This is a genomic window from Polaromonas sp. LjRoot131 (assembly GCF_964252805.1).
GTDB lineage: Bacteria > Pseudomonadota > Gammaproteobacteria > Burkholderiales > Burkholderiaceae_C > Polaromonas.
Map to the genome: position 1 here is coordinate 338,640 of NZ_CAXUPF020000002.1, position 18,957 is coordinate 357,596.

Here is an 18,957-nt window from a genome sequence, read left to right on the forward strand (position 1 = left end):
TCACAACACCGGCCGCCCGGGGGAGGAGAGCGGCGCCTGCTCACTGGTAGTGGCGGGCTAGCCTTCCGGTGTGAAGCCGACGGCTTTGACCAGCGGGCCCCAGAGCTCTGTATCAGCCTTGAGCATGGCGGCCAGCTGGGCCGGCGAGGTGGGCGCCGGCTCCAGGAAGGAAACTGCCAACCCGTCGATGACCTCCTGCGAGGCCAGCGCGGAGCGTATGCCGGCGTTCAGGCGCTGCACCACGTCCTGCGGCGCTTTGGCGGGCAGGAAGAAGCCGAACCATTCGGTAAACGCCATGTCCTTGAAACCCTGCTCCACAAGGGTGGGCGTGTTGGGCGTGAAGCGGCTGCGTTTGGGGCCGCTGGTGGACAGCAAACGGCATTTGCCGGCCGCCACGTGCTGGGTGAATTCGCCGGTGGGGCCGGACACGGCGGCGATCTGGCCGCCCACCATGTCCAGCACCGCGGGCTGGGTGCCGCGGAAGGCGACGTGGCGCAGGTCCACGTTGCCGGCGCGGCCCAGCAGCGCACCTATGAAGTGCGGCGAGGAGCCGGCCGCCGGCGAGCCGAAGTTGGCCTGGCCGGGATTGGCCTTGCACCAGGCGAGGAAGTCGGGCACGTTCTTCACGCCGGCCGGCACCATGGGGCCGACGGCGAAGCCGTAGTCAAAAATCGCCGCGGCCGACACCGGGGTCAGGTCGGCCACCGGGTCGTAGGGCAGCTTTTTGTAGGTGTGGGGATAGATGCCCAGCATGGACATGGGCGTGAGCAGCACGGTTGCGCCGTCGGGCGCGGCCGTCTTGACGAACTGCACGGCGATCTGCCCGCCCGCGCCGGTCCTGTTCTCGACCACCGCGCTTTTGGCATAGCCGGGGTGCAGCTTGTCGGCCACGCGGCGCGAGACGATGTCGGCGGTGCCGCCGGGCGCGAAGCCGGCGATGACCTTGGTGCTCTCCAGGGCCTGGGCCCAGGCTTGTTGGCCTATGCCGGCCAGCAGGGCGGCGGCGCTGGAAGACTGGATGAGCTGGCGGCGCGAAATGTTCATGGTGTGTCCTCGGGAAGGCTGGGGGAGTCGAATGGGAGCGCGAAAAGCTATTGTCTGTAAAAGCGCGTGGTCGTGCAGGCTGGAAGGGATTCAGTTCAGGTGCGCGGCCAGGTTGTTGCGCTTGCCTTCGTAGGCGGGCGCGGCCTCGTCGATGTGCAAGGTCAGGCCGACGGCGTGCTGGGCGAACACCGGGTCCAGGTGCGCACTGGCGGCGGCCAGCAGGGCATCGCCGGCGCGCTTTTTGAGCGCTTCGCTGCGGCCCGGCGTGATCAGTAAGTTCATATAGATAAAGGCCCGGTCGTGTTTTCCGTCGGCCACCGCGAAATGCGGCGCCGGCCAGGCCATGACCCGCGTGCCGGCGACCGGGAACAGCGGCGCCACGCCGTCTTCCCCGCGCAACGCCACAAGGCTGGCGGCCAGGGTGTTGCAGAGCTGGCCCATGTCGGTGAGGGCGTCGAGGTTGGCGGTGTATTGAATGTTCAGGTGCGGCATGGCAAGGTGTGGGAATGCAGGGGGGTGGCGGAATCCCCGCATCATGACCAAAACCCAAAGCCTGGTTATTTGTACAGTAACATCACGCATGGCCAAAGACAAAACGATTTACACCTGCACCGAATGCGGCGGCAACAGCCCCAAGTGGCTGGGCAAGTGCCCGCACTGCAATGCCTGGAACACGCTGATCGAATCGGCCGCCGAGAGCAACGCGCCGGCCAAGAACCGCTACAGCAGCCAGTTCCAGTCGCTGGCCAAGGCTTCGGACGTGACCGCGCTGTCCGACATCGAAGCCACCGACATGGAACGCACGCCCACCGGCCATGAGGAACTGGACCGCGTGCTGGGCGGCGGCATCGTCGAGGGCGGCGTGGTGTTGATAGGCGGCGACCCCGGCATCGGTAAATCGACGCTGCTGCTGCAGGCGCTGGATTCGCTGCAGCGCGCCGGGCTCAACACCTTGTATGTCACAGGCGAGGAAAGCGGCGCCCAGGTCGCGCTGCGCTCGCGCCGCCTCGGACTGGACGGCTCGCAGGTCAAGGTGCTGGCGGAAATCCAGCTTGAAAAAATCCTTGCAACACTCGAAGCCACGCAGCCGGCGATTGCGGTGATCGACTCGATCCAGACCGTGTATTCCGACCAGCTGACCTCGGCGCCCGGCTCGGTCGCGCAGGTGCGTGAATGCGCCGCGCACCTCACGCGCGCGGCCAAGTCCAGCGGCGTGTGCATCGTGCTGGTGGGCCATGTGACCAAAGAGGGCGCGCTGGCCGGCCCGCGCGTGCTGGAGCACATGGTGGACACCGTGCTTTATTTCGAAGGCGACACGCATTCGAGCTTTCGCCTGGTGCGCGCCATCAAGAACCGCTTCGGCGCGGTCAACGAGATCGGCGTGTTCGCCATGACGGAAAAAGGCCTCAAAGGCGTGGCGAACCCGAGCGCGATCTTCCTGAGCCAGCACAGCGAGCCGGTGCCCGGCAGCTGCGTGCTGGTGACGCTGGAAGGCACGCGCCCCATGCTGGTCGAAATCCAGGCGCTGGTCGACAACGGCGGGCCCAGCCCGCGGCGCCTCTCGGTGGGCCTGGACCGCGACCGCCTGGCCATGCTGCTGGCCGTGCTGCACCGCCATGCGGGCGTGGCCTGCATGGACCAGGATGTGTTCGTCAACGCCGTGGGCGGGGTGCGCATCAGCGAGCCGGCCGCCGACCTGGCCGTGATGCTGGCCATCACCTCATCGCTGCGCGGAAAGCCGTTGCCCAAAGGCTTTATCGCCTTTGGCGAAGTCGGCCTGGCCGGCGAGGTACGTCCGGCGCCGCGCGGCCAGGAGCGCCTCAAGGAAGCCGCCAAGCTGGGCTTCAGCGTGGCCGTGGTCCCCAAGGCCAACGCGCCCAAAAAACCGATTGAAGGCCTGACCATCCATGCCGTGGAACGGGTCGAAGAGGCCATGAACGTCGTGCGCGGCCTGGACTGACTGCAAGGAGAAATGACATGAAACTCGCCGCCATCTCCGACATCCACGGCAACCTGCCGGCGCTTGAGGCCGTGCTGGCCGACATCGAACGGCAGGGCGTGGACCAGACCGTGAACCTCGGCGACATCCTGAGCGGGCCGCTGCAGCCGGCTGAAACCGCCGACCTGCTGATGGCGCGCGGCTTCACCACGATTCGCGGCAACCACGAACGGCAGGTGCTGGAGCTGATAGACCAGGGCCAGTACCTCGACCCGCTGGCTACCGACGGCTACACCGCCGCTCAGCTGACGGCGGCGCATGTGGCCTGGATACGCGGGCTGCCCGAAAGCCTGGAACTGGCCGGCGGCGACATCCTGCTGTGCCACGGCACGCCGGGCAGCGACCTGGTCTATTGGCTGGAAACCACGGTTCCGGGGTTTGACCGAGACGGCGCGGGCCATCCCACCGGCATACGGCCGGCCACGGAAGAGGAAGTGCGGGAGCGCCTGGGCGGCGCGGCGCAGGGCGGGCATTCGCTGGTCCTCTGCGGCCACACCCATGTGCCGCGCCTGGTGCAGTGCGGCAAGGTGCTGGTCGTGAACCCCGGCAGTGTCGGCCTGCCGGCCTATGACGACGAACATCCGCACCCGCATGTGGTGGAAAACGGCGCGCCGCATGCGCGCTATGCCATCGCAGAAAAAAACGCCGCAGGCTGGCGGGTCGATTTGCGCGCCGTGTCCTACGGCCACGAGGCGCAATCGCGGGTGGCGGCGGGCCGCGGACGTGCCGACTGGGCGCATGCGCTGGCCACGGGCTGGGCATGGCGGGGCAGTCCCGGCTGATAGTTGCCCGGGTCTGGCTGGCGGACTTTTCCTACACAGCGGCCGCTGGCGGCGGTTTAACTTGGGGTTTTCCCATTTACCAGGGCCGCTTTCCATGCTCGAAAAATTACCTGATGCCGTGGGCCACGCGCTGCGCGACCGGCGCGCCGGGCTCGACAAGCTCGCCTCCAACCTGTCCGGCCTGCGCACCGGCATGGCCGCCATCGAGGTCAGCAGCATCGCCTTTGCCGACCACGCGCCCCTGCCGGCTCGCTACACGGCGGATGGAGAGGGCCTGTCTCCGCCTATGCAATGGCGGGGCGTGCCCGCGGCGGCCGCTTCGCTGGTGCTCATCGTGGAAGATGCCGATGCGCCGACGCCGCGCCCGCTGGTGCACGCCATCGCGGTGGACCTGCCGTCTTCCATGGGCGCCCTGGCCGAAGGCGCGCTCAACAGCACGGGCGCCGACGGCCAGGTCCATGTGGGGCGCAATTCTTACCTGATGTCCGGCTGGCTGCCGCCCGACCCGCCGCCGGGGCACGGTCCGCATCGTTACGCCTTCCAGGTGTTTGCGCTGCTGCCCGGCGAGGCCTTCAGCGGCAAGCCGGGCCGGGACGCGGTCATGGAGGCGGTACGCGAACGGGGGCTGGCCAGCGGCTGCCTGATAGGCATTTATGAGCGGCCGGACGCCTCGATCCCGATCGCGCAAGGCCGCGCGGCGGTCGGATAAAGAGCCGGCGGGCGGGCCAAGCGGCCGGTGCTACGCGTTGTCCGCAGGGGCGCGGGCCGCCGGCCTGCGAAAATGGCGCCATGAACTTCCAGAAAATCCTGATTCCCGTGGCCGGTGTCGCGGCCGTTGTGCTGGGCTACCGTGCCTTCGGCTGGGCCGGTGTGGCCGCGGTTGCCGGCGGTGCGGTCATGTGGGTGCTGCTGCATTTCACGCGCATGATGCAGGTCCTCAAGCGCGCGGCCAACCGCCCCATCGGCTACGTCGACAGCGCGGTCATGCTCAATGCCAAGCTCAAGCCCGGCATGACGCTGCTGCATGTGGTGGCCATGACGCGGGCCCTGGGCGAGCGGATGTCCGCCAAGGACGAGCAGCCCGAGATCTTCCGCTGGGCCGATGCCGGCGAATCCAAGGTCACCTGTACCTTCGTGGGCGGCAAACTGGCGCACCACGAGCTTTTCAGGCCCGCACAGGACGCGGCGCCGCCCGCCCCGTAAAATCCGTAATTCAGGTTTTCCGGGTGCACCCCGCGGTGCACCCGGGGCCCCGCATCACCCCACCTAAAACAAGGATCCCATCATGTCCCCAGTAGCACCCTCCATGGCAGACCGCGACGGCAAAATCTGGATGGACGGCCAGATGGTCGATTGGCGCGACGCCAAGATCCACGTGCTGAGCCACACCTTGCACTACGGCTGCGGCGCCTTCGAGGGCGTGCGCGCCTACAACGCTACCGGCGGCACGGCGATTTTCCGGCTCGAAGAGCACACCGAGCGCCTCTTCAACAGCGCCAAGATCCTGCGCATGAAGATTCCCTTTACCCAGGCTGAAGTCAACGAGGCCACCAAAGCCGTCGTGCGCGAGAACAAGCTGGAGTCCTGCTACATCCGCCCGCTGACCTGGATAGGTTCACAAAAACTCGGCGTCAGCCCCAAGGGCAACCAGATCCACCTGATGGTCGCGGCTTGGCCCTGGGGCGCCTACCTCGGTGAAGAGGGCATGAAGCGCGGCATCCGCGTCAAGACCTCCAGCTACACGCGCCACCACGTCAACATCACGATGACGCAGGCCAAGGCGGTCAGCAACTACACCAACTCCATCCTGGCCAATATGGAAGCGCTGGACGACGGCTACGACGAGGCACTGCTGCTGGACGCCTCGGGCTTCGTCAGCGAAGGCGCGGGCGAGAACATTTTTGTGGTCAAGGGCGGTGTGGTCTACACGCCCGACCTGTCGGCCGGCGCGCTCAACGGCATCACGCGCAACACCATCCTGCACATCTGCAAGGACCTGGGCCTGGAACTCGTGCAAAAACGCATCACGCGCGACGAGGTGTATATCTCCGACGAGGCTTTCTTCACCGGCACGGCCGCCGAAGTCACGCCTATCCGCGAACTCGATCGCATCGAAATCGGCGCCGGCTCGCGCGGCCCCATCACCGAAAAAATCCAGAGCGCCTTCTTTGACATCGTCAACGGCCGCAATCCGAAATATGCCCACTGGCTTGCCAAAGTCTGAGCTCGCACCATGACCACATCCTCCAACGTTGAATTGCTGGCCTCCGACCTGAACGCGCAAGGCGGTGTCTACTGCCCCAGCCCCAAGGTCGACATGAAAATCTGGAACAGCCACCCCAAGGTCTACCTGGACGTGGCGCGCACCGGTAACGCCAAGTGCCCGTATTGCGGCACGGTGTACACACTGAAAGCCGGCGAGCATTTCGGCGCCGGCCACTAGCGTGTCTCGTCCCCCTCCAGCGGCCGCCGCGGAACCGGCTTTGCCGGGCCGCAAGCGGCGCCCCCTTGAGGGGGAGGCGGCCGAAGGCCGCATCGGGGGGGAGTCACTCATCATTGCACCTCAATGGATAGGCGACGCGGTGATGACGGAGCCTTTGTTGCGCCGCTTGCAGGCGCGCGGTGAGCGCCTCACGGTCGGGGCTTTGCCCTGGGTGGCGCCGGTCTACCGCGCCATGCCGCAGGTGGCCGAGGTCATCGAATTCCCGTTTGCGCATGGCGGCCTGCAGTTCCGCGAACGCCGCGCGATCGCCAAACGCATTGAAGGCCGTTTCGACAAGGCCTATGTGCTGCCGAATTCGCTGAAAAGCGCGCTGCTGCCCTTCCTGGCCAGCATCCCCGAGCGCATCGGCTATTTCGGCGAAGCGCGCGTAGGCCTGCTCACGCACCGGCTCAAGAACCCCAAGAACAAGCCCCCGATGGTGGCGTTTTATTCGGCCTTGAGCGGCGGGACCGACCTGGAGAAAGACCGGCCGCAGCTGCAGATGGCGGCGGCGGACATCGACCAGGCGCTGGCGGAACTCGGCTTGCAGCGCGGCGGCTTCCACGTGTTCGCGCCCGGCGCCGAATACGGGCCCGCCAAGCGCTGGCCGGCCCGCCGTTTCTCGGAACTGGCGGCCCGGCTGGACTTGCCGGTGGTGCTGTTGGGTTCGGGCAAGGAGGCGGCGCTGTGCGAGGAGATCGCCGTGCCGGTGAACGCGGCGCAGCCCGGCAAATGCCTGAACTTCGCGGGCAAGACTTCGCTGGTGCAGGCGCTGTGCCTGATCGCCGCCTGCAAATCCACCATCAGCAACGACTCGGGCCTGATGCACGTGGCCGCGGCCTTCGGCGTGCCGCAGGTCGCGATTTTTGGTTCGTCGAGCCCGCTGCACACGCCGCCCTTGAGCGACAAGGCGACCGTGCTTTGGCTGAAAGCCGACGCGGCCTACCAGCCGCCGCTGGACTGCGCGCCGTGTTTTGAACGCGAATGCCCGCTGGGCCATACGCGCTGCCTGAACGACATCGGCGCCGACCGCGTGCTGGCGGCGCTGGCGCCAAGGCCTTAAGCGGGGAAGGGTGACAAGGGCTCCACGCCCGGCTTGCCCTGTGCCGGCGTGCGCGCCACGTTCATGACCCAGCACACCATCACGAAATAACCGACCAGGCTCACAAGCTCGACCACGCCCTGTTCGCCAAAGGTCTTGACGGCCGCGGCATAGGTGGCGTCGCAGCAGCCGTGCTGCCGGAGCACCTCAAACACCAGGTCCAGCGCAACCGCTTCGTCGGCGGCCATGCCCGTGGGCTGCCTGCCGTCGGCGATGGCGTCCACGGTGGCCTGGGCCACGCCCGCGGCCACCGCCAGCGGCGCGTGCATCAGCCACTCGAACTGGTTGGCGGTGTGGCGCGCCGCGACGCAGGTCGCGAGTTCGCGGATGCGCGCGTCCAGCGTGCTCTCAAAGCGCAGGTAAGCCCCCACGTCGCCGACACGGCCCATGAGCTGCGGACTGCGCAGCAAGGGAATGAAGGGGCCAAACACGGCCTTGCGCGGCCCGGCGATGATGGCATCGGCGGCTTCGCGCTGCGCCGGCGACATGGCCTCGCGTGGCATCAGCGGCATGCGGTCCGCAGTCGAGGGGAAAAAGCCCTGGGGAATGCCGGCGGGCTGGGGGGAAGTGCTCATGGCTTGGCGTCCTGTGGTGGGAGAGATTCCCTAGGGTATCAAAGCCCGCGCTGCCCGGTGCCGGGACAAAAAAAGGCCACCTCGCGGTGGCCTGTTGAAGGTTCTCCTGGGTGGGAGAACGTCGTTGGGAGATCAATAAATGCTTCACCGACGTCAGTTTTATTTCCCTGTTTCCCTCAATTGCGGGTGTTGTGACAGCAACGCCGGAAACTTTCGCCGATTGCGCGCGCTTTGACCATTCTCCAAATAGAGGAGGACGCGGGTTTTTGGCTGAATCGGCCGGGATTTCGTGACTTATTTCACACTGCCGGCTGGGCCATCGCGTGGGCCACGGGCAATTCCACGATGAAGGAGGCGCCGCCGCCGGGGCGTGCCTCGCAGCGCACGCTGCCGCCATGGCGCTGGCTGATGGACTTGACCAGCGCTAGGCCGAGGCCCACGCCGCCCTCGCGCTCGCTGGCGCCGGGTAGGCGGTAAAAAGGCTCAAAAATGCGCTCGCGCTGGCCGGCCGGAACGCCCGGGCCGCGGTCATGCACCTTGACCACGGCCAGCTGCCTGGCGCCGACACGGGTCTGGGCGAGTTCGAGGTTGATGTCGCCGGTGCTGTAACGCCGCGCGTTTTCCAGCAGGTTGCGGATAAGACGGCGCAACAAGCGCGGCGAACCCTGCACGGTCAGGCTGTGGCTGGTGGCGTCCAGTCCCAGCCCGGCATTGGGCGCTTTGTCCAGTTCGGCGCTCAGCTCGGCATTGACGCGCGCGCATTCCTCGGCCGCCAGGCCCGTGAGGTCCAGGGTTTCAAAGGGCTCGGCATCGGCCTGCTTGGCGTCCAGGCGGCTGGCCAGCAGGATTTCGTCGATCAGCTGGTCGAGTTCGGTGATGCTGCGCGAGATCTCCTTGCGCTGCGGCGAGGCGGCGTCGGTGCCCATCAATTCCAGCCCCATGCGGATGCGCGCCAGCGGCGAGCGCAGTTCATGCGAGGCATTGGCCAGCAGCGACTTGTGCGATTCCATCAAGGTCTCGATGCGCTCGGCCGCGTGGTTGAAGCGCCGGGCCAGGAAAGCCACTTCGTCGGTGCCTTCGGCATTGACGCGTGCCGACAGATCGCCGGCACCCCAGCGTTCCACGCCGCGCTGCAGTGCTTCGAGCCGCTGCGTCAGCCGGCGCATGACAGGGTAGGCACCCAGCGCTACGGCCAGGCCGACCAGGCCCAGCATCCAGCCAAAGCCGAAACCGAAAGGTGGGCGCATCCAGGGGTTGCCGGGAGGGCGCTTGGGCCGGGGCAGCAGCAGGTTCAAGGTCTGGCCGTCTTTGGTCGTGACGTCAAACTCCAGGTCGTCGCCGAGCTTGCGGTCGGGCCGGGTCTGCGCCGTGCCTATGACTTCGCCCTTGTCGTTGTGCACCAGCACTTCGCGTATCGGCAGCTGCGGCGGGTCGGCACTCAGGCGCCAGGCCGCGCCGACCAGGAAGGTCAGCACGACGACGGTGGCGACAACGGCCAGCCAGATGCGCACATACAAGTGCGAGGTAAACCTGGTCCACATAAAAACTCAGTCCTGCTGCTTGGCGAACACGTAGCCCACGCCACGCACGGTGAGTATGCGTTTGGGGTCCTTGGCGTCGGCCTCGATGGCGCTGCGGATGCGGCCCATGTGCACGTCGATGGAGCGGTCGAAGGCCTCGAGTTCGCGGCCGCGCACGGCTTCCATGATCTGGTCGCGGCTCAGCACGCGGCCGGCGCGCTCGGCCAGCGCCACCAGCAGGTCGAACTGGTAGGAGGTGAGTTCGCAGGGGGTGCCCGACACCGAGACGGTGCGCGCATCGCGGTCGATTTCCAGCGAGCCGAAGCGCATGACCTTGTGGCCGCCGTTGGCCGCGGCATTGCCGGTCTCGCCGCCGCGGCGCAGCACGGCGCGTATGCGCGCCAGCAGCTCACGCGGCTCGAAGGGCTTGGGCAGGTAGTCGTCGGCGCCGATTTCCAGGCCGACGATGCGGTCCATGGGGTCGCCCTTGGCGGTGAGCATCAGCACGGCGGTGTTGGCGGTTTCGCTGCCCTGGCCCTTGATGCGCCGGCACACTTCCAGGCCGTCCATGTCAGGCAGCATCAGGTCCAGGATGACCAGGTCGGGCGTGTTGCCTTCCAGCGCGGCCAGCCCGCTTGCGCCGTCGGCCGCGTGGGTGAAGCCATAGCCCGACTGGCGCAGGTACTCGCCCACCATGTTGGCCAGGCGGGCGTCGTCTTCGATCATCAGGAGTTGTTGGGTCATGGATGGGTCCTCGGTTGCAGGGTGTGTCCCCCGGGGTGGATCACAATGAAGTCATGGTGCGCCGCACGCAACAATCGCGCTTGAAGCCATCGTAAAGTTACGGTAAACCGGAGCGGCAGCCCACCAGCATACTCCGCCGCGCGTACCTCCGGTAGCTGTTTTAGAGCTATCGATTTGATAGCGTCAGCTTCCTGCCCCTATTGGGATTTCGGGGCCTGCATCCGCGAGGCCAGGGCCACCAGCAGCAGCACCGGCAGGCCCAGCAGGGCGGTCGCGGTGAAGAAATGGCTGTAACCGAAGGCATCGACGTATTTGCCCGAATAGCCGGCCAGGAACTTGGGCAGCAGCAGCATCATGGAGCTGAAAAGCGCGTATTGGGTGGCCGAGTAGTTGACGTTGGTCAGGCTGGACAGGTAGGCGATGAAGGCCGCCGAGGCGATGCCGCTGGAGAGGTTGTCGGCCGAGATCACGAAGATCAGCGCATTGACGTCATGGCCGCGCGTGCCCAGCCAGGCGAACAGCAGGTTGCTGCCGGCGCTCAGCACGGCGCCCAGCATCAGCACGCGCATCACGCCGAAGCGCATGGCCAGCGCGCCGCCCACGAAGGCGCCGACCAGCGTCATCACCACGCCGTAGATCTTGGTGACCGCCGCCACCTCGTCCTTGGTGTAGCCCATGTCCACGTAAAACGGGTTGGCCATGATGCCCATGACGACGTCGCTGATGCGGTAAACGGCGATCAGCGCGAGGATCAGCAGCGCCTGCTTGCCGTAGCGGCGCAGGAAATCGGCGAAGGGGTCGACCAGCGCGGTCTTGAGCCATTCGGCGGCGTTGCGCGAGGGCGGCAGCACGCGGGCCGCCGGCTCGGGCGACAGGAGCACGGTCGCCATGCCCAGCAGCATAGAGGCGGCCATCGCCAGGTAGGCGACCTGCCAGGCGCCGTGCTGGTAGGTGGCGGCGTCGCCGATCTCCGCGCGCGCGGCGATCCACAGCGCCCCGGCGCCGGCCCAGATCATCGCGATGCGGTAGCCGGTCTGATAGGCGGCCGCCAGCGCCGCCTGGCGCTGCGTGTCGGCCGATTCGATGCGAAAGGCGTCCAGCGCGATGTCCTGGGTGGCCGAGCCGAAGGCCACGGCCAATGCGCACCACACCACGGGCTGCAACGCCAGCTTGGGGTCGGTCAGGGCCATGCCCACCAGCGCCGCCATGATGACCAGCTGCGATAGCAGCAGCCAGCTGCGCCGGCGCCCGAGCAGGCGCGTCAGTAGCGGGATCGGCAGGCGGTCTACCAGGGGGGCCCAGACCCATTTGAAGCCGTAGGCCAGCCCGACCCAGCTCAGGTAGCCGATGGTGGTGCGGTCTATGCCTGCTTCGCGCAGCCAGAAGCTCAGCGTGCCGAACACCAGCAGCAACGGCAGCCCGGCGGAAAAACCCAGGAACAGCATGCGCAGCGTGGCCGCTTCGGCATACACATGCCAGACATCGCGCCAGGAGGTTTTCGGGGTGGGAAGGGGAAGCTCTGCGGAGGGGGTTTTGTCTGACATGGCTATTTCGATTTGTGACTATTATTCACCCATGTGCTTTTTATGCGACGCCAAACATTCCGCCTGGCCCGGCCGCCGGGCATTCCTGCTGGCTGCCGCCGGCACCGCAGCGACGGCTGCCTCCCTGCCGCTGCGTGCGCAGGTCGACGTCGGGCCCTCATCCCAGCTGCGCAACCTCGTGCCCGCCGACGAGATTGAAAGCGCCGCCACCCAGGAATACAGCAAGCTGTTGGCCGAGGCCCGCGCCAAGGGCGCGCTGGCGCCGCAAGGCCATCCGCAGCTGCAGCGGCTGCGCACCATCGCCGCCAAGCTGGTGCCGCAGACCGCCCAATGGAACGACCGCGCCAAGCAGTGGCGCTGGGAAGTCAACCTGCTGGGCAGCAAGGAGATCAACGCGTTTTGCATGCCGGGCGGCAAGATCGCCTTCTATACCGGCATCCTCGAGCAGCTCAAGCTGACCGACGACGAGGCGGCCATGATCATGGGCCACGAAATGGCCCACGCGCTGCGCGAACACGCCCGCGCGCGCATCGCCAAAAGCCAGGGCACCGGCACCCTGCTGTCGCTGGGCGCGCAGCTGCTGGGCTGGGGCCAGATGGGCGACCTGGCCGCCAGCATAGGCACGCAGCTGCTGACGCTGCGCTTCAGCCGCGAAGACGAAACCGATGCCGACCTGGTGGGCCTGGAACTGGCCGCGCGCGGCGGCTACAACCCGCAGGCAGCCGTCAGCCTCTGGGAAAAAATGGGACAGGCCGGCGGAGGCGCCGGCGGCCCCAACTTTCTGTCTACCCACCCTTCAGGGCCGGAGCGTATTCAGCAGTTGCAGGCCAACGTGCCCAAGGTCCAGGGCTTATACCAGCGCGCCCGCGGCTAAGCTGGCTGGCTGCCTCTGGTACCTGGTTTGACGCAGCGCGCCGCATTCTTCTCGCGCGCCTGGTGGCGTGCCTTTCGCCCCGCGCGCACCCGCATCGACACGCGCGAACGCCTGCGCCTGGTGGCGGGTTCGCTGCTGGGCATTTTCTTGACAGGTTTGTTGTGCCACCTGGCCGGCTGGGTGGTGCCCGGCCTGCCCTGGCTGGTGGCGCCGCTGGGGGCCAGCGCGGTGCTGATCTTTGCCGTGCCGGCCAGCCCGATGGCGCAGCCCTGGCCGGTGGTGGGCGGCAACACGCTGTCGGCGCTGGCCGGCATCGCCGGGGTGCACGGCGCGCACCTGCTGGGCTCGCCTGAGCTGGCCGCGGCCCTGGCGGTGGCCACCGCCATCGCGCTGATGCTGGCGCTGCGCTGCCTGCACCCGCCGGGCGGCGCCACGGCGCTCATGATGGTGCTGGGCGGCATCTCCAGCCCGGTGTTCGCCTTCTATCCCGTGATGCTCAACTCGGTGCTGCTGGTGGCTGTCGGCATCCTCTACAACAACGCGACGCGCCGGGCCTACCCGCACACGCAGCTGCCGCCTCCGGGCGCGGCGCCCTCGGCCGAGGACCGGCAGCTCGACGCCGACCTGGACGCCGTGCTTGCGCGCTACAACCAGGTGCTGGACGTGAGCCGCGACGACCTCAAGGCGCTGCTGGCCGAAACCCGGCTGCGCGCCTACGACCGCAAGCTGGCCGAGGTGCGCTGCGAAGACATCATGTCGCGCGACCTGGTGACGGTGGAGTTCGGCACGCCGCTGGAGGACGCCTGGGCCCTGCTGAGGGAGCGCCGCATCAAGGCGCTGCCGGTGGTGGACCGCGCCTTTCGTATCGCCGGCATCATCACGGTGGCGGATTTCATGCGGGCCGCCGACCTGGACCTTTACGACGGTTTTGACGCCAAGCTCAGGCAGCTGGTGCGCAGCACGCGCAGCGTGTATTCGGAGAAGCCGGAGGTCGTGGGGCAAATCATGACCCGCAACGTGCGCGTGGCGGGCCGGCAACGCCGGCTGGTGGAACTGGTGCCGCTGTTCGGCAGCACGGGCCACCACCACATTCCCATCATCGGGGAGGGCGAGCGGCTGGTCGGAATTATTACCCAGTCGGATCTGGTCGCCGCACTGGGTCGCGCCGCCGACCCGGCCGCTTGACAGGCGGCGTCATGCATCAGGCATGAGGTCAAATGTATTCATATGCGAGATGATTTTTCGCATTCCTGGTTTCGAATAAAGCCATAAGGCTTAGCGCGCAAGACAAAGGCGGATTTCCCACCTGGCGGCGCATGCCGAATCAGCGTGGCGTGTGGCGACTACTCGTACTTGTCCTACGCTGTTTTTTGATACTTGCGCCTTAAGATGGGCCGCATGAGCCTTCCCTATCCTCCAGGACAAGCTGCCTTTTCCTCGCGGCCGCGGGGTAGGGGTCCAGGGCGGGTGCCCTCCATCACTAAGCCATGAAGAGCACCGACCCGGCCCTGCTCGCATTCCTGGAGGAGCAGCGCGCCGATTACACGCGTTCCCTGCCGCGCCGCCTGGAACAGGTCGGCTTGCTCTGGCAGCAGATCCTGAGGGGCGAGGACCTGGCCCAGGCCCTGCCGACCCTGGAGCGCCACGCGCACAGCCTGGCGGGTTCCGCGGCCACCTTCGGCTGGGCGGAACTCGGGCTGGCCGCGCAGGCGCTGGAACTGGCGCTGGAACCCCATGTCGGCAAGGACCAGGCGCTGGCGCCTGAGGCCCGCGCCGAGCTCGGCCGGGCCGTCGAAGAACTGCAGCAGCGCTTTCACGGCGCAAGTTGACGCCGCCCGAACGGATTGCCCATGCCTGCCTCCGCCGCCTTCCTGTCCAAGATCAAACTCGCGGTGGCGGCCGGCGTGGTGCTGATGGCGGTGGTGGGCGCGGCGTCCTACCTGACCATCAGCCGCCTGCTTGAAACAGCCCAGTCCCGGGTGCGCACCGAAGACACGTTGGTGATGCTGGAGCGCGTGGATTCCAGCCTGCGGTCGGCCGAATCGACGCTGCGGCAGTACCTGTTGAGCGGCAACGCCGACGATCTGGAAGCCTTCCAGGCCGCCCGGGTCGAGCTGCGCGGCATCCGCGCCCGCACGCGCAGTGCCAACGTGCTGCAGGAGTCGGCGGAGTTTGACGAACTGATCAACCACCGTGCCTTGATCGCCAACCAGTCCATCGCGGCGCGCAAGGCAGGCGGCCCGGAAGCGGCGGCGGCCGTGCTCGGCAGCGACGCCAGCCGGCAATTGCGGCTGCGCACCGACGGGTTGCTGGAAAACGCGCGCAACCGCGAGGTCTACAGGTGGCGCGACGCGCAAGCCGTGGCCGAACGCAGCGCCCAGTGGGCGCAGGTCTTCATCGTCGCCGGCAGCCTGCTGTTTTTTGCCATGCTGGGCTGGGTGGGCTATGTGGTCAAGCATTACGAGGAGGTGCGAAAACGCGGCGAGGCCCAGCTGCGCGACAGCGAGGCCATGAGCCGCAGCATCACCGAAGGCATGGTGGAGGCCGTGATCACCACCAGCTCCGACGACATCGTCCTGGAGGCCAATGCCGCCGCCTTGCAGCTCTTTGGCTATGCGCGCAGCGAACTGGTGGGGCGTGATGTTTCGGAGCTGGTGCCGGAGCGCCTGCGACACCAGTACAAGGAATTCACCGGCATGATGCGCGCGCGGCCCGAAGCCTTCCGGATTGCCGGGCGCGAGGTGCGCGCCCTGCGCAGGGACGGCAGCGAATTCCTGGTCAGTGTGTCCTTCGGCGACGTGCACGTGGGCGGCCGGCGCCTGTTCACCGCCGTGATGTATGACATCACCGAAAGCAAACGCACCACGGAAGCCTTGCGGGCCAGCGAGTCGCAGCTGCGCCAGGTCACCGACACGGTGCCGGCCCTGATCGCCTACCTGGACACCGACCAGCGCTTTCGCTTCCACAACCGGGCCTATGAAGACAACTTCGGCCTGAGCTACGAGCAGATCGACGGGAAGCCGCTGGCCGATGTGCTGGGCCCGGATGTCTACGAAACGGTGCGGGAAAAAGTGGACGAGGTCCTGAGCGGGCATACGGTGCGCTATGAGCGGACACAGGTCACGCCCCAGGGCCAGCGCAGGCACTACGCGATGCAGTATTTCCCGCGCTACGATGAGGGCGCCAATGCGGACAAGGTGATCGGCTTTTTCTCGCTGGGCACCGACATCACCGAGCTCAAGCGCATAGACCGCATGAAAACCGAGTTCGTCTCCACCGTCAGCCACGAGCTGCGCACGCCGCTGACGTCGATACGCGGTTCCCTGGGCCTGATCTCGGGCGGCGTGGCCGGCGAACTGCCCGAAGCCGTCAAGAGCCTGGTGGGCATCGCGAAAAACAACTGCGAGCGCCTGATCCGCCTGATCAACGACATCCTGGACAGCGAAAAAATCGAGTCCGGCAAGCTGCGCCTGGACCTTCAGGTGGTGGACCTCAAGCAGCTGGTGGAGCAGGCGCTGATCGCCAACGAGGGTTTTGCCAGCCAGCACGGCGTGAGCCTGGTGATGCGGGCGCCCGACGCCGCGCTGCATGTGCGCATCGACAGCGACCGCATGACCCAGGTGCTGACCAATCTGCTGTCCAACGCGGTGAAGTTTTCGCCCAAGGGCAGCCCGGTGGAGGTGCGGCTCTCGCGCACGGCGCAGAAGGTGCGGGCCGAGGTGGTCGACGTCGGCCCCGGCATCCCGGAAGAGTTCAGTGCCCGCATCTTCCAGAAATTCTCGCAGGCCGACTCCTCCGATACCCGGCAGAAAGGCGGAACCGGCCTGGGCCTGAACATTTCCCGCGCCCTGGTCGAAAAAATGGGCGGCACCATCGGCTTTTCCAGCAAGCCCGGCGTAGGCACGACCTTCTTTTTTGAAATGCCCGAATGGACCAACCCGGTGCCGCTGCTCAAGCCGCTGCGGCCGCCCGTGGTGTCCTCGCGCCCGCGCATCCTGATCTGCGAGGGCGACCCCGACGTGGCCAAGCTGATCAGCATGATGCTGGGCAAGGCCGGTTTTGATTCCGACATGACCTTCAGCGCCGAGCAGGCGCTGGCCTGCCTGGCCTCGAATACCTATGACGCGGTGACGGTGGACCTCAAGCTCCCCGGCCAGAACGGCGTATCCTTCATCGGCCAGCTGCGCGAGGACGAGGGAACTCGCAACCTGCCCGTCGTGGTCATCTCGGCCATGGCCGAGCAGGGCCAGCTGCAGTTCAACCGCAAGCCGCACACGGTGTCGGACTGGCTCAAAAAGCCCATCGACGAAAACCTGCTGGTGCACAGCCTGCGCCGCGCCGTCGCCAGCCTGGACTCCGGCAAGCCGCGCATCCTGCATGTGGAGGACGACCTGGACATCCAGCGCATCACCGCCGCCATCGCCCAGGACTTCGCAAGTTTTGAATTCGCCGCCACGCTGGACGAAGCCCGCGAGCGCCTGCGCGAGCATCCCTTTGACCTGATCCTGCTGGACCTGGCGTTGGGCAGCCATTCGGGCTGGGACCTGTTCGAAGACATCGACGCGCTGGACCCGCGCCCGCCGGTGATCGTGTTCTCGGCCGGCGACGTGGACCCGGCGGACGGCCGGCAGGCCGACGCGGTCCTGGTCAAAGCCCATACCTCAAACACCGAACTGCTCAATACAATCCAGCGAGTCCTGCAGATTCCCGGCGACCCGGGCCCCACCCGTCCTCAAACCTTGAACTGAACCATCATGACCACACCACTGACCCGCATCCTCTACGTTGAAGACGAGCCCGATATCCGCATGGTGGCGCAGATGGCGCTGCAAGCCGTGGGCGGCTTCACGGTCATCGCCTGCGCCTCCGGCCAGGAGGCGCTGGACGCCGCGCCCGGCGCCGCAGCCGACCTGCTGCTGCTGGACGTCATGATGCCCGGCATGGACGGGCCGACCACCCTCAAGGGCCTGCGCCAGCTGCCGGCCACGGCCGACACCCCGGTGATCTTCATGACCGCGAAGGTGCAGGCCGCCGAGGTGGCGGTTTACAAGGGGCTGGGCGCGCTGGAAGTGATTCCCAAGCCTTTCGACCCGATGGAGCTGTCCACACAAATCCAACGCATCTGGGCACAGAGGTAGGCCCCCACGGTCGCGCACTTCGTGTCGCTCCCTGCCCCCCGAGGGGGCCGCAGAACTTGAGCCCCACGGTCGTTCGCTTCGCGTAACTCCCTGCCCCCGAGGGGCCGCCCGCCCTCCGGCCCGGCAAAGCCGGTTCCGGGGCTCATGCTGGGTTGAAGATTCAGGGTGTATGCAGTGGGGGGGATTTCACCAGCAGGAGCCGAGGGTCCGGCTTTGCCGGCCTAAGGCGCCGCCCCCTAGAGGGGGGAACGGGCTACACGAAGTGAGCCCGGACGGGGGTGGTTGTCAGATCTCGAACTCGTAGTCCACGCTCATGGGTGCGTGGTCTGAGAAGCGCTGGTCCTTGTAGATGTGCTCGCTGCGGGCCAGTGCCGCGAAGGCCGGCGTGGCCAGGTGGTAGTCCAGGCGCCAGCCCACGTTCTTTGCATAGGCCTGGCCGCGGTTGCTCCACCAGGTGTAGGCCGCGTCGGTCGCCGTGGGCTGCAGCTTGCGGTAGACGTCGACCATGCCGCCGCCTCTGACCGAGGGGCCGGTGCGTTCCGTCAGCTCATCTGCCGCTTCATTGGCGAGTTCCGCGTCGCGCAGTAACTCGGTCATCCAGGCGCGTTCCTCGGGCAGGAAGCCGCTGTTCTTCCGGTTGCCCTTGAAATTCTTCAGGTCGATTTCCTGGTGCGCGATGTTGACGTCGCCGCACAGCACGAAGTCGCGCGTCTCCTTCAGGGCCAGCAGGCGCGGGTAGAACTCTGCCAGGAAGCGGAACTTGGCGGCCTGGCGCTCCTCGCCCGAGGAGCCGCTGGGAAAGTAGCAGCTGATGATGGAGAGCTTGGGGCTTTGCTTGCGCCCGGGCCTGTCGAAGCGCAGCTCCACGTAGCGTCCTTCGGCGTCGAATTCGGTCGAGCCGTAGCCCACGATCACGTCGCTGGGCTCATGGCGCGTGTAGACACCCACGCCGGAGTAGCCTTTTTTCTCGGCGAAATGAAAATGGCCTTTGAGGCCGGCGATTTCCTCGAAGCGGCCGCTCATGTCGGCTGCCTGGGCCTTGAGTTCCTGCACGCAAATACAATCCGGCATGGACTGCAAAACCCAGTCCTGCAGGCCTTTGCTGGCCGCGGAGCGGATACCGTTGAGGTTGAGGCTGGTCAATTTAAACATG

General features: G+C 66.8%; 19 protein-coding genes. 12 read left to right on the top strand and 7 right to left on the bottom strand.

Annotation, left to right across the window (positions count from 1 at the left end; genetic code table 11):
- Window positions 1-57: 57 nt before the first annotated feature.
- Window positions 58-1,044 carry a Bug family tripartite tricarboxylate transporter substrate binding protein gene (locus ACSQ27_RS12040; RefSeq protein ID WP_436155741.1) on the bottom strand — a complete coding sequence of 329 codons (987 nt, stop codon included), beginning with the start codon at window positions 1,042-1,044 and terminating at the stop codon, window positions 58-60.
- Between the two features lie 90 nt (window positions 1,045-1,134).
- On the bottom strand, window positions 1,135-1,536 hold the full coding sequence (locus ACSQ27_RS12045; protein WP_436155742.1) for a 5-carboxymethyl-2-hydroxymuconate isomerase: 402 nt from the start codon (window positions 1,534-1,536) through the stop codon (window positions 1,135-1,137).
- Window positions 1,537-1,624: 88 nt separating this feature from the next.
- Between ACSQ27_RS12045 and radA the strand changes: the two genes are divergently transcribed.
- The 7 genes from radA to waaF all read left to right on the top strand — a co-directional run bounded on the left by radA (window position 1,625) and on the right by waaF (window position 7,370).
- A complete protein-coding gene (gene radA, locus ACSQ27_RS12050) occupies window positions 1,625-3,004 on the top strand; it encodes a DNA repair protein RadA (protein ID WP_436155743.1) in 1,380 nt (459 codons plus the stop codon).
- Between the two features lie 17 nt (window positions 3,005-3,021).
- Complete coding sequence (locus ACSQ27_RS12055; protein WP_436155744.1) at window positions 3,022-3,825, top strand: metallophosphoesterase family protein; 804 nt, start codon at window positions 3,022-3,024, stop codon at window positions 3,823-3,825.
- Between the two features lie 94 nt (window positions 3,826-3,919).
- On the top strand, window positions 3,920-4,534 hold the full coding sequence (locus tag ACSQ27_RS12060) for a YbhB/YbcL family Raf kinase inhibitor-like protein (RefSeq protein ID WP_436155745.1): 615 nt from the start codon (window positions 3,920-3,922) through the stop codon (window positions 4,532-4,534).
- A gap of 80 nt (window positions 4,535-4,614) precedes the next feature.
- On the top strand, window positions 4,615-5,028 hold the full coding sequence (locus ACSQ27_RS12065) for a glycerate kinase (RefSeq protein ID WP_436155746.1): 414 nt from the start codon (window positions 4,615-4,617) through the stop codon (window positions 5,026-5,028).
- Window positions 5,029-5,110: 82 nt separating this feature from the next.
- Complete coding sequence (locus tag ACSQ27_RS12070) at window positions 5,111-6,049, top strand: branched-chain amino acid transaminase (RefSeq protein WP_436155747.1); 939 nt, start codon at window positions 5,111-5,113, stop codon at window positions 6,047-6,049.
- A 9-nt stretch (window positions 6,050-6,058) separates the two neighbouring features.
- Window positions 6,059-6,268: a zinc-finger domain-containing protein gene (locus ACSQ27_RS12075; RefSeq protein WP_436155748.1), complete on the top strand. Its 210-nt coding sequence runs from the start codon at window positions 6,059-6,061 to the stop codon at window positions 6,266-6,268.
- A gap of 91 nt (window positions 6,269-6,359) precedes the next feature.
- A complete protein-coding gene (waaF, locus tag ACSQ27_RS12080; protein WP_436156232.1) occupies window positions 6,360-7,370 on the top strand; it encodes a lipopolysaccharide heptosyltransferase II in 1,011 nt (336 codons plus the stop codon).
- Here waaF and ACSQ27_RS12085 read toward each other — a convergent pair.
- The 4 genes from ACSQ27_RS12085 to ACSQ27_RS12100 all read right to left on the bottom strand — a co-directional run bounded on the left by ACSQ27_RS12085 (window position 7,367) and on the right by ACSQ27_RS12100 (window position 11,792).
- The gene (locus tag ACSQ27_RS12085) at window positions 7,367-7,984 is read right to left on the bottom strand and encodes a carboxymuconolactone decarboxylase family protein (protein ID WP_436155749.1); all 618 of its coding nucleotides are present in this window, start codon (window positions 7,982-7,984) and stop codon (window positions 7,367-7,369) included. The two genes, waaF and ACSQ27_RS12085, sit on opposite strands and share 4 nt — an antisense overlap.
- Window positions 7,985-8,283: 299 nt before the next feature.
- Window positions 8,284-9,525, bottom strand: a complete 1,242-nt coding sequence (locus ACSQ27_RS12090; protein WP_436155750.1) for an ATP-binding protein — start codon at window positions 9,523-9,525, stop codon at window positions 8,284-8,286.
- Window positions 9,526-9,531: 6 nt separating this feature from the next.
- Window positions 9,532-10,248: a response regulator gene (locus tag ACSQ27_RS12095; RefSeq protein ID WP_436155751.1), complete on the bottom strand. Its 717-nt coding sequence runs from the start codon at window positions 10,246-10,248 to the stop codon at window positions 9,532-9,534.
- A gap of 197 nt (window positions 10,249-10,445) precedes the next feature.
- Complete coding sequence (locus tag ACSQ27_RS12100) at window positions 10,446-11,792, bottom strand: AmpG family muropeptide MFS transporter (RefSeq protein WP_436155752.1); 1,347 nt, start codon at window positions 11,790-11,792, stop codon at window positions 10,446-10,448.
- 31 nt (window positions 11,793-11,823) lie between these two features.
- On the opposite strand from ACSQ27_RS12100, the gene ACSQ27_RS12105 reads away from it, so the two are divergent.
- The 5 genes from ACSQ27_RS12105 to ACSQ27_RS12125 all read left to right on the top strand — a co-directional run bounded on the left by ACSQ27_RS12105 (window position 11,824) and on the right by ACSQ27_RS12125 (window position 17,804).
- Window positions 11,824-12,666: a M48 family metallopeptidase gene (locus ACSQ27_RS12105; protein ID WP_436155753.1), complete on the top strand. Its 843-nt coding sequence runs from the start codon at window positions 11,824-11,826 to the stop codon at window positions 12,664-12,666.
- A gap of 27 nt (window positions 12,667-12,693) precedes the next feature.
- Window positions 12,694-13,851 (top strand): HPP family protein, encoded by a 1,158-nt coding sequence (locus ACSQ27_RS12110; RefSeq protein WP_436155754.1) that lies wholly within the window; start codon window positions 12,694-12,696, stop codon window positions 13,849-13,851.
- 302 nt (window positions 13,852-14,153) lie between these two features.
- Window positions 14,154-14,495 (top strand): Hpt domain-containing protein, encoded by a 342-nt coding sequence (locus ACSQ27_RS12115; RefSeq protein WP_436155755.1) that lies wholly within the window; start codon window positions 14,154-14,156, stop codon window positions 14,493-14,495.
- Window positions 14,496-14,516: 21 nt separating this feature from the next.
- Window positions 14,517-17,414: a PAS domain S-box protein gene (locus ACSQ27_RS12120; protein ID WP_436155756.1), complete on the top strand. Its 2,898-nt coding sequence runs from the start codon at window positions 14,517-14,519 to the stop codon at window positions 17,412-17,414.
- A 6-nt stretch (window positions 17,415-17,420) separates the two neighbouring features.
- Window positions 17,421-17,804, top strand: coding sequence for a response regulator (locus ACSQ27_RS12125; RefSeq protein ID WP_436155757.1), 384 nt, complete (start codon window positions 17,421-17,423; stop codon window positions 17,802-17,804).
- 285 nt (window positions 17,805-18,089) lie between these two features.
- Here the strand turns inward: ACSQ27_RS12125 and ACSQ27_RS12130 are convergent, their stop codons facing one another.
- Window positions 18,090-18,956: an exodeoxyribonuclease III gene (locus ACSQ27_RS12130; RefSeq protein ID WP_436155758.1), complete on the bottom strand. Its 867-nt coding sequence runs from the start codon at window positions 18,954-18,956 to the stop codon at window positions 18,090-18,092.
- Window position 18,957: the final 1 nt, after the last annotated feature.